Below are 13,752 nucleotides of genomic sequence, written 5' to 3' on the forward strand. Positions count from 1 at the left end.
TCAGGGTGAGGGGGCTTTTCAATGATCCGCCACATCTCCCGTCTGCGCCTGACCGGCTTTCGCAACTACACCGCTGCCGCGCTTGATCTTGACGAGCGCCATGTGGTGCTGACCGGACCCAATGGCTCGGGCAAGACCAATTTGCTGGAAGCCATTTCGGTGCTTTCGCCGGGGCGGGGCCTGCGTGGCGCCAGCTTCGAGACGTTGCAGGGGCAGGGCTCGGACCTGCCCTGGGCGGTGGCGGCGACCATCGAGACCGATGATGGGCCGGCCGATATCGGAACCGGCGCCCTGCCCGATGGCGGTCGGCGGGTGCGCATCAATGGCGCCAATGCCCGCTCGATTGAAGCCATGAGCGATTACCTGCGGGTGCTCTGGCTCACCCCGGCAATGGACGGCCTGTTTTCAGGCCCTGCCGGGGAACGGCGCCGGTTTCTGGATCGGCTGGTGACGACACTGATCCCGGGTCATTCAGCCGCCGTTTCCGATTTTGAAAAGACCATGCGGCAGCGCAACAAGCTGCTCGAAGAGGACAGCGATCCGCGCTGGCTGACAGCTGTCGAGGCGCAGATGGCCGAGCTGGGCGCCTCCATCCATCTCAACCGCACCGATAGCCTGCATCACCTGCAGGCGCTGATCGCCGAGAGCCTGGATGGCGGCAGCTTCCCCGCGGCGCTGCTGTCGCTGACGCCCCTGTTCGAGGATGGGGGCGAGCCGGCCACCTCGGCCGCGCTGGAGGCCCTTCTGGCGCAACGCTGGCATGGCCTGCGCGGCCTTGATCGGGCGGCGGGACGCACCACATCAGGACCGCACCGGGTGGATCTCGAGGTCCTGCATGCGCAAAAATCCATGCCGGCGGCACTGGGCTCGACTGGCGAGCAGAAGGCGCTGCTGATCGGGCTGATCCTGGCCCATGCGCGGCTGGTGCGGCTGCGCACCGGCATCGTGCCGTTCCTGCTGCTCGATGAGATTGCTGCCCACCTCGACCCCGACCGCAGAAGGGCCTTGTTTGCGGCGCTTGATGGGCTGGAGACGCAGTGCTTTCTCACCGGTACCGACGCGGTGCTGTTCGAGGCGCTGGAAGATCGGGCGCAGCGAATTGCGGTGCGCGAGGGACGGGTTTCCCCGGGGGCGTGAAATCCCCCGCAAATACCACGCAAACGGCCAAATTCCTTGGGGTTTGACCCCCATTCCGCTAGAACGAAACTCACCAGAAATCGACTGATTCGGACCCCATGAGCGACAGCGAAAACCCGATCCCGAACGAGTATGGCGCCGAAAGCATCAAGGTGCTCAAGGGGCTTGATGCCGTGCGCAAGCGCCCGGGCATGTATATCGGGGATACCGATGATGGTTCGGGCCTGCACCACATGGTCTATGAGGTGGTCGACAATGCCATCGACGAGGCGCTGGCCGGTCACGCCGATCTCGTCACCGTGACGCTCAATGCCGATGGTTCGGTGAGCGTCAACGACAATGGTCGCGGCATCCCAACGGGCATCCACAAGGAAGAGGGTGTCTCGGCGGCCGAGGTCATCATGACCCAGCTCCACGCCGGCGGCAAGTTCGACCAGAATTCCTACAAGGTGTCGGGCGGCCTGCACGGTGTGGGCGTCTCGGTGGTCAATGCGCTCTCGGTGTTTTTGGGGTTGCGCATTCGCCGCGATGGCGAAATCCACGAGATGACCTTCACCCATGGTGTCGCCGACGCACCGCTCAAGGTGACCGGCACCTATGTGCAGAACAACCAACCCGGCACCTTTGAGGGGCGCTCGGGCTCGGAAATCACCTTCCTGCCCAGCTCCGAAACCTTCACCATGGTGGAGTTCGACTTCAAGACGCTTGAGCATCGCCTGCGCGAGCTGGCCTTCCTCAATTCGGGCGTGCGCATTTTCCTGGCCGATCGCCGCCACCCCGAGCCGGTCGATGTGGAGCTCTACTACGAGGGCGGGCTCGAGGCCTTTGTCAAATATCTCGACAAGTCCAAGGCGCCGGTGCTGGAAACGCCGATCACCATGCGGTCCGAAAAGGACGGCATCACCGTCGAAGTGGCGCTGCAGTGGAACGATAGTTACCACGAGAACGTGCTGTGCTTCACCAACAACATCCCGCAGCGCGATGGCGGTACGCACCTTGCCGGCCTGCGCGGCGCGCTGACGCGCCAGGTGACCGGTTATGCCAATAGCTCGGGCATCGCCAAGAAGGAGAAGGTCGAGCTCAGCGGCGACGATACCCGCGAAGGCCTTACCTGCGTGCTCTCGGTCAAGGTGCCCGATCCGAAATTTTCGAGCCAGACCAAGGACAAACTGGTGTCCTCCGAGGTTCGCCCGGTGGTCGAGAACATCGTCAATGAAAAGCTCGGTCAGTGGTTCGAGGAACATCCCGCCGAAGCCAAGATCATCGTGGGCAAGGTGGTGGAAGCCGCAGCCGCACGCGAGGCGGCCCGCAAGGCGCGCGATCTGACCCGCCGCAAGGGGGCGCTCGAAATCTCGTCCCTGCCCGGCAAGCTGGCCGACTGCCAGGAGCGCGATCCGGCAAAGAGCGAAATCTTCATCGTCGAGGGCGACTCGGCCGGTGGCTCCGCCAAGCAGGGCCGCGACCGCTCCAACCAGGCGGTGCTGCCGCTGCGCGGCAAGATCCTCAATGTCGAGCGTGCCCGCTTTGATCGCATGATCTCGTCGGACCAGGTCGGTACGCTGATAACGGCGCTCGGCACCGGCATCGGCCGTGAGGAATTCAACGCCGACAAGCTGCGCTACCACAAGATCATCATCATGACCGACGCCGACGTCGACGGCGCCCATATTCGCACCTTGCTGCTGACTTTCTTCTATCGGCAGACGCGCGAACTGATCGAGCGCGGTCATATCTACATCGCCCAGCCGCCGCTCTATAAGGCCACGCGCGGTCGCTCCGAGCTCTATCTCAAGGACGAGGTTGCGCTGGAGGATTACCTGCTCGAAGGCGGGCTCGAGGACGCGGTGTTCAAGTCCCGCGACGGGTCCGAGCACGCTGGCGCCGATCTGCTGGCGATCCTGCAGCAGTCCCGCGACATCGTCAAAGCCATCAACAACCTCAACACCCGCTACAACCGCAATCTGGTCGAGCAGGCAGCCATTGTCGGGGGCCTGGATCCCGACGGCATGTCGGACCCAGCCAAAAGCGCCGAGACGCTGAAGCGCGTTGCCAACCGCCTCGACCGCATTTCCGACGAACTGGAACGCGGCTGGAGCGGCGAAGTGACCGATGAGGAGGCGCTGGCGTTCTCCCGCACCGTGCGCGGCGTCACCGAAACCCACCACATCGACCGCGCCCTGCTCCAGAGCGCCGATGCCCGCAAGCTCCGGCAGTTGGCCGGTCGGCTCGACGAATTGTTCGGCGGCGTTCCGACCCTGACCCGCAAGGGCGAGACCATCAATATCTTTGGCCCGGCGAGCCTCTTCAAAGCCGTCACCGATGCTGGCCGCAGGGGCGTGTCGCTCCAACGCTACAAGGGTCTGGGCGAAATGAATGCCGAGCAACTCTGGGAAACCACGCTCGATCCCAATGCCAGAACCCTGTTGCGGGTCGAGATCGACCAGACCGACGAAGCCGACCAGATCTTCACCGCCCTCATGGGCGATCTGGTGGAGCCACGCCGCGACTTCATCCAGGACAATGCGCTCAACGTAAGCAATCTGGACGTCTAGGAGCCGTGCATCAAACAGGACGTCCCGCCTGGAGGCCTTGGCGTCCTGGCGGAAAGGTCTCAGCGCTTGCGCACGAACTCGGTGCGCAGGACCAGGCCCTTGATAGCATCGTGCCGGCAATCGATCTCTTCAGGATTGTCGGTCAGGCGGATCGTTTTGATGACCGTACCCTGCTTGAGGGTCTGTCCAGCGCCCTTGACCTTGAGATCCTTGATGAGAACGACGGAATCGCCGTCCGCCAGGAGATTGCCGGAGGCGTCGCGCACCTCCCTCGATTGTGCCTGGGCTGCAGCGACCTCAGCGGCCGGACGCCATTCGCCTGTGGTCTCGTCGTATACGTAGTCATCATCGGAACTGGTCATGATCTCCCTATGGCAGGTGGCGGCAAGCTTGCCAAGTCCTGCCAACGGACGGCCATTGTTCACCCCTGCCTATCAAACCGTTCCGACCGGCCGGCTTGTGTCTTGCGCCATCACTGACTAGCTATGGCCCGAGCAATCGGGCCCCGTGAGGCAGACATGAAAAAGATCGGTTTTCTTTCCTTTGGCCATTGGAGCCCTTCGCCCAACTCAGGGACGCGGACGGCGGGAGACGCGCTCCTGCAGTCCATCGATCTGGCGGTAGCAGCCGAAGAGCTGGGCGCCGATGGCGCCTATTTCCGCGTGCATCACTTTGCCCGGCAATTGGCCTCGCCTTTTCCCCTGCTGGCAGCCGTCGGCGCGAAAACCAGCAAGATCGAGATCGGCACGGCCGTCATCGATATGCGCTATGAAAATCCGCTCTACATGGCCGAGGATGCCGGCGCTGCCGATCTGATCTCCGAGGGGCGCTTGCAGCTTGGCATCTCGCGCGGCTCACCCGAGCAGGTGGTCGATGGCTGGCGCTACTTTGGCTATGAGCCGGCCCAAGGCCAGACCGACGCCGACATGGCCCGCCTCAATGCCGAGATCTTTCTCAAGGCCCTCACCGGCCAGGGCTTCGCCCAGCCCAATCCGCGGCCCATGTTCCCCAATCCGCCCGGCATGCTGCGGCTCGAGCCGCACTCCGAGGGTCTGCTCGAGCGCATCTGGTGGGGAGCGGCCAGCGACGCCACGGCAGTATGGGCGGCGCAACTGGGCCTCAACCTGCAAAGCTCGACGCTCAAATTCGATGAAAGCGGCAAGCCGTTCCACATCCAGCAGGCCGAACAGATCCGCGCCTATCGCGCGGCCTGGAAAGAGGCTGGCCACAACCGCGAGCCGCGCGTCTCGGTCAGTCGCTCGATCTTTGCGCTCGTCAATGACCAGGACCGCATGTATTTCGGCACTGGCCGACCCGAGCAAGACCAGTTTGGCTATATCGAGCCGGAAAAGCGCGCTGTGTTCGGACGCGGTTACACTGCCGAGCCGGACAAGCTGATCGAGCAACTCAAGCAAGACGAGGCCATTGCCGAGGCCGATACGCTTTTGCTGACCGTTCCCAACCAATTGGGCGTCGCTTACAATGCCCATGTCATCGAAGCCATTCTCACCCACGTCGCGCCGGGTCTCGGCTGGCGCTAAGGCAGGGCAAATCCCGAGCGGTCGCACTGATTGGCCCGCCAATAGCGTTCGACGCCGGTAAAGCTGCCGGTCGCCGCGTATTCCACGGCAGATGCGAAGGCCATGGCGCCGCACTCATCCGCGCCGGCCACCACATGCACCATTTCATGCAGCACCGTCAGGCGGCGCAGCGTCGGTGAGCCATGGGTGGAGAATTCCGGGCAGAATGTCATCTCGATGTGCCCCTCCTGGGGTGGAATGCGCATGAAGGCGGCATAATTCGCACAGGAGCCATTCGCCGACGTCTGCTCGGTGATGCTCAGGGTAATGTCGCGGCCCCAATAGCCGGAGTTGAATTGCCCCAGAGTCAGCGCATCCCGGAAGGCGCCAATGTCGACGCCTTGATGAACGGACGAAAGCCGCGGAGCGGCCCGTTCAAACAGGGCAATGGCGTCGTTGAACGCATTGTTGATGGCGTCGGCGCGCGATTGGGGCGCCGAAACAAGCAAGATAGTGAGTGCGACGGCAATGGACAGCGGATGCATCTGGCGGTGATTGCCTTCCATTGTGGCCGGGAGATGACCTGTGGTGGTTGCGCCACAATGCCGGCCCAGAACGCTACAGTCCCTTAAACCGGCCACATTTCGCGCGGAAAAGCGTATCCATGTGCTGCTGGAGCCAGCGAGAGACGGTTCGGTCATCAAGGATCGCGTCTTAACCTCTTGCTTACCAATTGTTTCCCTTGCGGAACGAACAGGGTAGAAGCAGCTGATCCTTGTCTTTGCTAGGTTTGCCTGATGGATTTTCGCATATCGGCTGATGACCGTGTTGGCGCCCCCAATAGACGCCAGAACAAGCCTCAGGCCCGTCCTGCGGCCAAGGGGCAGCGCGTCGAGCCGGTCATGGGACAATCCATGGCCTTTTCGGTCGATGCCGAGCGTCCCTCGGGTTCCGGCAATGGCGGCGGTGGCAAGCCACCCAAGGGTTCCAGAAAGCCGCCGCGCAAGGGGAAGGCCCAACCGGCCCGCCAGCGCAGGAAAAGCCGTTCCGGCGGTCTGCTCATGGGGCTCCTCTGGTGGGGCTTTGTTGCCTGCCTCTGGGGCGGCATCATCGGCATTGGCATCATCGTCTACTATGGCGCCCAGCTGCCCGCGTCCAACACCTGGGCCATTCCCGAGCGTCCGCCCAATATCCGCATTCTGGCAGCCGACGGGAGCCTGATTTCCAATCGAGGCCAGACCGGCGGCGAAGCCGTGACCTTCCGCGAGCTGCCCCAATATGTGCCGGCAGCCTTCATCGCTTCGGAAGACCGGCGCTTCATGAGCCATTTCGGCGTTGATCCCATCGGCCTTTTGTCGGTGGCAATCGAATCCGTACAGGCGCGCGAAGTGACGCGCGGCGCCTCGACGCTGACCCAGCAGGTCGCCAAGAACCTCTTCCTCACCCCCGACCAGACCCTTGGGCGTAAGGTGCAGGAAGCCATCCTGGCCGTCTGGCTCGAACAGAATTTCACCAAGGAAGAGATCCTCGAACTCTATATGAACCGCGTCTATTTCGGCGCCGGGGCCTATGGCATCGAGGCCGCGGCGCAGACATATTTCGGCGTTTCGGCGCGTAATCTGTCGCTAGGCCAGGCGGCCATGCTGGTGGGTATCCTGCCGGCACCCTCGGCCTATAACCCCAAGACCAATCCTGACGTTGCCAAGGATCGTCAGCGCCTTGTGCTTAATGCCATGGCGCAGGAAGGCTATATTTCCGCCGAAGAAGCCAATGCGGCCCGCATCAACCCGGACCAGACCATCCGCACCGTGGTGGCGGGCTCGGAATCCTATGTGGCCGACTGGGTCGAAAGCCTGATGACCGCGTATATCGGTGAGATCGATGGCGACGTGGTGGTGCAGACCACCATCGACTTCAAGATGCAGAAGGACGCCGAGTTCATCGTCAAGGAGCAGGTGGCGGCCGAAGGCCCGAAGCGCGGCTTCACCCAGGGCGCGCTGGTGGCCATGGATATCGACGGCACTGTCCGCGCCATGGTGGGCGGCGTTGACTATCAGGCCAGCCAGTACAATCGTGCCGTTACGGCGCGGCGCCAGCCCGGCTCGACGTTCAAGCCCTTCGTCTATCTGGCGGCCATGGAAAAGGGCTATACGCCCGACACATTGGCCGAAGACGCCCAGTTTGACTACAATGGCTGGAGCCCGCGCAATGCCTCGGGCAAATACGCCGGCACGGTGACTTTGCGGCAGGGCCTTGCCTATTCGCTCAATACCATTGCCGCTCGCCTCGCCATTGATGTGACCCCCGAAAAGGTGGTGGAAGTGGCCATGCGCATGGGCATCTCCTCCGGCCTGACCCCGGTGCCGTCCATCGCCCTGGGCACCCAGGAAGTGAACCTTCTCGAATTGACCAGCGCCTATGCCCCCTTCGCCAATGGCGGCAACGGCGTCATCCCCAATGTCATCACCCGCATCTCCGATGTCGAAGGCAATGTGCTCTATGAAGCCTCCAATGCCGGCCCGGGCCGGGTGATCGACCCCAATGTGCTCGCCGAGATGAACGACATGCTCAAGACCGCCGTCGAGGTGGGCACGGGCCGTGGCGCCAATCTGGGGGGCTGGGATTTTGGCGGCAAGACCGGCACCAGCCAGAACGCCCGCGATGCGCTGTTCGTTGGCTACACATCGGCCATGGTCACGGGCGTCTGGCTGGGCAATGACAATGACACCAAGACGACCCTGTCGGGTGGCAATGTGCCGGCGACAATCTGGTCCGAGTTCATGACCAAGGCGCATGAAGGCCGCTCACCGGCGCCCATTCCCGGCGGTTCGTATGCCGGCCAGCTAATCGCCCAGCAGATGATCGACCCCAATACCGGCATGCCCCTGATCGATCCCGCGACGGGGCAGCCGCAGGTGCAATATGTCGACGGTGGTACCGGCCAGCCGGTGCAGACCATGACCGATCCATCCACCGGGCAGGTCTTCGCCATCGACCCTGCCACCGGCGCGCCTATCGAGGGACTGACGCCTGCCGGCGGCCAGGGGATCAATCCGCCCATCCAGACCGGCACCATGATCGATCCGGCCACCGGCCTGCCGGTTGAGGGCGGGATTGATCCGACGACGGGACAGCCGATCCAGCAGATCGATCCCAACACCGGTCTGCCCATCGAATCCGGCCAGATCATCCAATATGACGGCAATGGCCAGGCCATCGATCCGGTCACCGGCTTCCCGCTGCAGCAGCCGACCAACGGCTTTGGTGCGGCACCCATCGATCCTGAAACGGGCCTGCCGATGACCCTGATCGTCGATCCGGCTACCGGCCAGCAGGTCTGGGTCCCCAGCGCCCCGACGCAGAACGGCGCCCAGGTCGTGCCGCCCGGCCAACTGCAACAGGAACAGCCGGTCTATCAGGAGGAGCGTTCCCAACGCACACTGATGGACTTGATCTTCGGGAACTAGTCTCGACGCTCGGCACCTGTGACAAGCCCCGGGATTGCTCCCGGGGCTTTTTACTTCGGCGTGGTATGGACCTTGGTGACTAGACCACCAGGATAGGTGCGCCATTGGGCACCCGGTCATGGAGATCGATGACGTCCTGGAACAACAGGCGCACGCAGCCTGACGAAACCGCCTTGCCGATGGAGGCGACATCCATGGTGCCATGGATGCGGTAGAGCGTGTCGCGATTGCCCTGGTGGATGTAAAGAGCGCGGGCGCCCAGGGCATTGAGCAGGCCCGGTGGCTGGCCATGCCGGTACATTTCAAGTTCGGGCTGCCGCTCGATCATCTCCGCGGGTGGGGTCCAGACCGGCCACTTGCGCTTGTAGGCAATGTGACCCTCCCCGCTCCAGGCAAAGCCGGCGCGCCCGAGCCCAACGCCATAGCGCATGGCCCGACCACCGGGCAGCGTCAGATAGAGCACATAATTGGCCGTATCGACCACCACGCTGCCCTCGGGCTCGCCGGTGATATTGTCGACCTCCTGGCGCCAATAGGTCGGGTCGAGATGGGAAATATCGGCGGCCGGCACCGGATAGGCTTCGTCGGGGCGTGCGGCATATTTGGCCAGCACATCGGCGGGAATCGTCGGGCGCACGGGCTCGGCGATTGTCGCCACGCGTGACGTGCCCGTGGTGGAGCAACCGGCGAGGGTGAGAGCGCCCAGGCTGGCAAGGCCAGACAGCAGGGCGCGGCGCGACAGGGTCGCGTCGGTAGCAAAAGACATGATTTCATCCTTGGCCCAAAGGGCCTGAGCATTGAGAAACGGGGTTCGGACAGGCTCAGGCCGTTATGGGCGGACGTAGCAGGCGGGCACCGGGATGAGGGCTCAGCACAGGTTGAAGGGCCGGCTCAGGCGCCGCACAGTCTGGCGCCATGGGCAACCTCGCAACGGTAACGCCAATGGCATTATGCGATCCGCAGGGCATGACAATGCCGGCGCCCAGATCGATCTGGCCGCGTTGGATCTGCACCACGACCGGGATCGCCTGATTTTGCGCATCGACATGGTTCAGCACCACAATCGGGGTCGACACATAGCGATGGGCATGCGCCGTCGTCGCCCCGCCAAGGGCGGCAAAGCCGAAGACGATAGCGATGATGACAGCGAGGCGATGCATGGTCCTCTGATAGGGTGCCGATTGCGGCAGCATCGCGGCACGCAGCCGGCTAGGAGGCCTGCGTCGGCGCCTGCCAGGCCATCAGCGCGCGACCGTGTGCTTTTAGCCACGCTTTTCCCCGCTCCATGTCGGGCAGGGTGCGCGTTACGGTGGCCCAGAAGGCAGGGGAATGGTTCATCTCGACCAGATGCGCCACCTCATGGGCGGCGACATAATCGAGGACATGCGGCGGCGCCAGGATCAGCCGCCAATTGTAGTTGATGGTGCCGCTCGAGGAGCACGAGCCCCAGCGGCTTGACTGGCTCCGCAGCCGCACCTGCCTGACGCTGACGCCCAGCCGCTCGGCATGAAAGGCGCTCTGCGCATTGAGGTCGGCCAGGGCCTCGGCCTTCAGCCAGTCATAGAGGCGGCGGGGATGATGCGCCGCATCGCCCGGCACGCGCAGCATGGGCCCCTGGTCGGTGACGGCAATTTCGACCCGCCCGCGCAGCGCGCCGGTTGGCACCACCAGATGCGGCACGCCGCGCAAGGGTATTTCGACGCCCGCCATCAGCCGCTGGGCCTGGGCCGCGCGCGGCAAGCGGGCTGCCAGCCAATGCCGATGGCGCAAGAGAAACGCCTCGGCATCGGCCCAGCGTGCCTTTTCAGGCAGGGTCAGCAGCGGCCCCGACGCCGGCAGCGACAGGCGGAAACTGCGGGCGCGCGCCGAAACTTTGACGGCGACGTCAATGCGCACCCCATCAATGTCGAGGGGGGTGGTCTTGGGCGGCGCGGGGCGCTGGCGCAGGAAGGAGAACATGGGTTGCCGCGAGGAATCAGGTGTTCAAAGTCTAGCTCGTGCTGACGCATATCAACACGAAAAAGGCGCCCCTTGCGGGGCGCCAGTTTGCCGTTGGAGGCAGGGAAGGTCGGACGGGGCGGCGGTCACTGACCGTTGTTATTGTCGCCCCAATTGTTCTGGTCGGGATTGGGCTTGTCGCCATAACCCTGGCGGTTGCCGCGATGCTCGCCCATGAAGCGGTCGAATTCTTCGCGGTCCTTGGCCTTGCGCAGATTGGCCATATATTCGTGGAAGGCGTCGATCTCGGCGTCGAGGCGCGCGCGTTCCTCTTCAAGGCGCTTGAGCTGCTCGCTGCGATATTCGTCGAAGGCGGCATTGCCCGAGCTGGTGAAGTCGGAACGGCTAAAGCCGTGATGCTTGTGATTGTTGCGCATATAGCCGCATCCCTTGTTCCAATAGGCCTGGGCCTTGTCGGCGGAGCCGCCGAACTTTTCGCCCCAGATGATATAGGCAAGCATGGCCAGGCCGAGCGGCCAGAAGATGATAAAGCCAAGGACCATGAGGCCGATGGTCAGCGGCGACCATTGTGGTTTGATGATTGCAGTGTTCATGTCGTTAGTCTCCCAGTCACGATGAGATAGAAGTGGTCCGGCTGGAGGCAGGATCAAGCATGTGCCTGTCGATTTTTTGTGCTTGAAATCATCGCCTGGCCTTCCTATGCGCCACAATTGTTCTCACCCGACCCGCCCCGGAGGCCGGTATGACCGACCAGACCACGCCCAGCCTGCCCCTGCCATCGAGCTGGCGACCGCTGCGCCTGCAAACGCTGGTCAATCTGCGCTGGCTGGCCGTAATCGGTCAGACCCTGGGTGTGCTCTTCGTCAACTGGGGGCTGGGCTTCCCGCTGCCGCTGGTCGAGTGCCTGCTGTTGATCGGCCTTTCCGCGGCGCTCAATGTCGGGCTGGTGCTGCGCCTGGGCCCCCATTATCGCCTCTCGGCACGCATTGCCGCGCTGCAACTGGCCTTCGATCTCTGCCAGCTCGGCGGCCTGCTGGCCCTGACCGGAGGCCTGCATAACCCGTTTTCCCTGCTGCTGTTGGCACCGGTTTCGGTGTCGGCAACCTCGCTGCCCCAGCGCCAGGCCTTTCTGGTGGCATTGCTTGCGGCGACCATTGCCTCGCTGCTGGCGGTGGTGCACATGCCCCTCCCCTGGGAAGTAGGCCAGCAGATCGTGTTCAATCGCATCTATGTCATTGGCATCTGGGTCTCGATCATCTGCGGCGTGGTGTTCATCTCCGCCTACACCAATCGCGTGGCGCATGACGCGCGCCAGATCGCCGATGCGCTGGCCGCCACCGAGCTGGCGCTGTCGCGGCGCGAACAGCTCTCGGCACTGGACGGGCTGGCAGCCGCCGCGGCCCATGAGCTGGGCACGCCGCTCTCGACCATTGCGCTGGCTGCCAAAGAAATGCGCGACGAGGTGGAACAGAACAGCCCGCTGGCCGAGGATGTGGAACTGATCATCGCCCAGGTCGCTCGCTGCCGGGCGATCCTGGCCAAGCTGCGCAACCTGGGCAATGAACCGGCGGATCTTTTTGCCGAAGCGCCGCTCCCCGATATTCTCGACGAGGTGGCCCGGCCCCATGAGGGGCGCGGCAAGGTCATCCTGTTTTATTCCGAAGATACCACTGGCCCCATTCCGGTGTTTCCGCGCAGCGTTGGTCTGCTCTATGGGCTGGGGAACCTGATTGAGAACGCCACCGATTTTGCTGCCCAGACGGTACGGATCGAAAGCCGCTGGGACCAGCACAGCATTCATGTCGCCATTATTGATGACGGCAAGGGCTTTGCGCCCGAGCTGATCGCGCGGCTGGGCGAACCCTATCTCACCAGCCGCCCGCGCGATCCCGCGGGCAGCGATGCGCACCAACCCGGCGGGCTTGGCCTGGGCATTTTCATCGCCAAGACGCTGCTCGAGCGGACCGGGGCGAAGCTGACCTTTGACAATGACCAGGCCAATGGCCACGCCAGGGTGCGCATCACCTGGCCACGCAGCACACTGGCGTGATCCGTGCAGATGGTTTTGACGTAACCTGCGCAACAGAATATTGGAAATGCCATGGATACGATTGAAGATCTTCTGGCTGCCGATCCGAGCCTCCTGCTCGTCGATGATGATGCCGCCTTTTTGAGCCGCCTTGAACGCGCCATGACGCGCCGGGGCTTTGAAGTGCGGATTGCTGCAACCGTGGCGGCGGGCCTTGCCGCCGTGACCGAGCGGGCGCCGGCCTATGCAGTGGTTGACCTTAGGCTTGAAGACGGCAATGGGCTCGATGTCGTCTCCGCCCTCCACCAGAAGCGCGCCGATGCCCGCGCCGTGGTCCTCACCGGCTATGGCAATATCGCCACCGCCGTGACGGCGGTGAAGCTGGGGGCGATGGATTATCTCAGCAAGCCCGCCGACGCTGACGACGTCATCAATGCCCTGCTCGCCACGGGCGAGGACAAGCCCGAGCCGCCGGAAAACCCGATGTCGGCCGACCGCGTGCGCTGGGAGCATATCCAGCGCGTCTATGAATTGTGCGACCGCAATGTTTCGGAAACGGCACGGCGGTTGAACATGCATCGACGCACGCTGCAGCGCATTCTGGCCAAACGCGCGCCCCGCTAAGGATTTCCGCCCCAACCTCCCCCTGAGGGGGGAAGCCGGGTGGGACACTCTTTCACTTCACAAACAGGGTCTCGAAGCCGCCAAAGATCATGCGGCGGCCATCGAAGGGCATTTCGCCGAACTCGGCCATGGCCTCGGGCGACATCATCTTCTTCATGGCGGCGTCGCGCGTTGCCTTGTCGGGATATTCGATCCAGGAAAAGACGATCACTTCGTCGTCCTTGGCCTGCACGGCGCGCTGGAAGTCGGTGTTTTCGCCCTTGGGCACATCATCGCCCCAGTTCTCGACGACGCGGGTGGCGCCCCAGGACCTGAGCAGGTCCGCGGCCTTGCTGGCATGGGCGATATAGGCCTGCCGATTGGCCTTGGGCACGGCGGTGACCATTCCATCGATATAGCTCATGGATCGTTCTCCTTTGATCGGACCGGCGCGCCCTCATGGCGCTTCGATTTCGGGCCTCATC

Annotated in this window: 13 protein-coding genes; 6 read left to right on the plus strand and 7 right to left on the minus strand. The window is 63.5% G+C overall.

Annotation, left to right across the window (positions count from 1 at the left end):
- Positions 1-21 precede the first annotated feature (21 nt).
- Positions 22-1,137 carry a DNA replication/repair protein RecF gene (gene recF, locus NIM87_RS06540; protein WP_254673827.1) on the plus strand — a complete coding sequence of 372 codons (1,116 nt, stop codon included), beginning with the start codon at positions 22-24 and terminating at the stop codon, positions 1,135-1,137.
- A 98-nt stretch (positions 1,138-1,235) separates the two neighbouring features.
- Positions 1,236-3,689 (plus strand): DNA topoisomerase (ATP-hydrolyzing) subunit B, encoded by a 2,454-nt coding sequence (gene gyrB / locus NIM87_RS06545; RefSeq protein WP_254673828.1) that lies wholly within the window; start codon positions 1,236-1,238, stop codon positions 3,687-3,689.
- 59 nt (positions 3,690-3,748) lie between these two features.
- Here the strand turns inward: gyrB and NIM87_RS06550 are convergent, their stop codons facing one another.
- A complete protein-coding gene (locus tag NIM87_RS06550; protein WP_269467953.1) occupies positions 3,749-4,096 on the minus strand; it encodes a zinc ribbon domain-containing protein YjdM in 348 nt (115 codons plus the stop codon).
- Positions 4,097-4,207: 111 nt separating this feature from the next.
- Here NIM87_RS06550 and NIM87_RS06555 point away from each other — a divergent pair, with 111 nt between their 5' ends.
- Complete coding sequence (locus NIM87_RS06555; protein ID WP_254673830.1) at positions 4,208-5,230, plus strand: LLM class flavin-dependent oxidoreductase; 1,023 nt, start codon at positions 4,208-4,210, stop codon at positions 5,228-5,230.
- Here NIM87_RS06555 and NIM87_RS06560 read toward each other — a convergent pair.
- Positions 5,227-5,754, minus strand: a complete 528-nt coding sequence (locus NIM87_RS06560; protein ID WP_254673831.1) for a hypothetical protein — start codon at positions 5,752-5,754, stop codon at positions 5,227-5,229. The genes NIM87_RS06555 and NIM87_RS06560 overlap by 4 nt on opposite strands.
- A 252-nt stretch (positions 5,755-6,006) precedes the next feature.
- Here NIM87_RS06560 and NIM87_RS06565 point away from each other — a divergent pair, with 252 nt between their 5' ends.
- Entirely contained in the window at positions 6,007-8,676 is a 2,670-nt protein-coding gene (locus NIM87_RS06565) for a transglycosylase domain-containing protein (RefSeq protein WP_254673832.1), read from the plus strand.
- A 79-nt stretch (positions 8,677-8,755) separates the two neighbouring features.
- Here the strand turns inward: NIM87_RS06565 and NIM87_RS06570 are convergent, their stop codons facing one another.
- From NIM87_RS06570 to NIM87_RS06585, 4 genes are all read right to left on the minus strand, one after another.
- Entirely contained in the window at positions 8,756-9,442 is a 687-nt protein-coding gene (locus NIM87_RS06570; protein WP_254673833.1) for a L,D-transpeptidase, read from the minus strand.
- Between the two features lie 55 nt (positions 9,443-9,497).
- A complete protein-coding gene (locus NIM87_RS06575) occupies positions 9,498-9,836 on the minus strand; it encodes a hypothetical protein (protein ID WP_254673834.1) in 339 nt (112 codons plus the stop codon).
- Between the two features lie 49 nt (positions 9,837-9,885).
- Entirely contained in the window at positions 9,886-10,635 is a 750-nt protein-coding gene (locus tag NIM87_RS06580; protein WP_254673835.1) for a M48 family metallopeptidase, read from the minus strand.
- Positions 10,636-10,760: 125 nt separating this feature from the next.
- Positions 10,761-11,228 (minus strand): DUF2852 domain-containing protein, encoded by a 468-nt coding sequence (locus NIM87_RS06585; protein ID WP_254673836.1) that lies wholly within the window; start codon positions 11,226-11,228, stop codon positions 10,761-10,763.
- A 149-nt stretch (positions 11,229-11,377) separates the two neighbouring features.
- On the opposite strand from NIM87_RS06585, the gene NIM87_RS06590 reads away from it, so the two are divergent.
- Both NIM87_RS06590 and NIM87_RS06595 read left to right on the plus strand, forming a co-directional pair.
- On the plus strand, positions 11,378-12,685 hold the full coding sequence (locus NIM87_RS06590; protein WP_254673837.1) for an ActS/PrrB/RegB family redox-sensitive histidine kinase: 1,308 nt from the start codon (positions 11,378-11,380) through the stop codon (positions 12,683-12,685).
- Between the two features lie 51 nt (positions 12,686-12,736).
- Complete coding sequence (locus tag NIM87_RS06595; RefSeq protein ID WP_254673838.1) at positions 12,737-13,288, plus strand: ActR/PrrA/RegA family redox response regulator transcription factor; 552 nt, start codon at positions 12,737-12,739, stop codon at positions 13,286-13,288.
- Between the two features lie 52 nt (positions 13,289-13,340).
- On the opposite strand, the gene NIM87_RS06600 is transcribed toward NIM87_RS06595, so the two are convergent.
- Positions 13,341-13,691, minus strand: a complete 351-nt coding sequence (locus NIM87_RS06600; protein WP_254673839.1) for a DUF1428 domain-containing protein — start codon at positions 13,689-13,691, stop codon at positions 13,341-13,343.
- Positions 13,692-13,752 lie beyond the last annotated feature (61 nt).

It is taken from the genome of Devosia ureilytica (genome assembly GCF_024273195.1).
In the GTDB taxonomy this organism is placed as follows: Bacteria; Pseudomonadota; Alphaproteobacteria; order Rhizobiales; family Devosiaceae; genus Devosia; species Devosia ureilytica.

Bases quoted from the DNA above. Each gene is read 5' to 3' on its own strand.
- NIM87_RS06580 (WP_254673835.1), bottom strand. From the start codon at position 10,635: ATGTTCTCCTTCCTGCGCCAGCGCCCCGCGCCGCCCAAGACCACCCCC.
- NIM87_RS06565 (WP_254673832.1), top strand. From the start codon at position 6,007: ATGGATTTTCGCATATCGGCTGATGACCGTGTTGGCGCCCCCAATAGA.
- NIM87_RS06570 (WP_254673833.1), bottom strand. From the start codon at position 9,442: ATGTCTTTTGCTACCGACGCGACCCTGTCGCGCCGCGCCCTGCTGTCT.
- NIM87_RS06585 (WP_254673836.1), bottom strand. From the start codon at position 11,228: ATGAACACTGCAATCATCAAACCACAATGGTCGCCGCTGACCATCGGC.
- NIM87_RS06600 (WP_254673839.1), bottom strand. From the start codon at position 13,691: ATGAGCTATATCGATGGAATGGTCACCGCCGTGCCCAAGGCCAATCGG.
- NIM87_RS06595 (WP_254673838.1), top strand. From the start codon at position 12,737: ATGGATACGATTGAAGATCTTCTGGCTGCCGATCCGAGCCTCCTGCTC.
- NIM87_RS06555 (WP_254673830.1), top strand. From the start codon at position 4,208: ATGAAAAAGATCGGTTTTCTTTCCTTTGGCCATTGGAGCCCTTCGCCC.
- NIM87_RS06590 (WP_254673837.1), top strand. From the start codon at position 11,378: ATGACCGACCAGACCACGCCCAGCCTGCCCCTGCCATCGAGCTGGCGA.
- recF (WP_254673827.1), top strand. From the start codon at position 22: ATGATCCGCCACATCTCCCGTCTGCGCCTGACCGGCTTTCGCAACTAC.
- gyrB (WP_254673828.1), top strand. From the start codon at position 1,236: ATGAGCGACAGCGAAAACCCGATCCCGAACGAGTATGGCGCCGAAAGC.
- NIM87_RS06560 (WP_254673831.1), bottom strand. From the start codon at position 5,754: ATGCATCCGCTGTCCATTGCCGTCGCACTCACTATCTTGCTTGTTTCG.
- NIM87_RS06575 (WP_254673834.1), bottom strand. From the start codon at position 9,836: ATGCATCGCCTCGCTGTCATCATCGCTATCGTCTTCGGCTTTGCCGCC.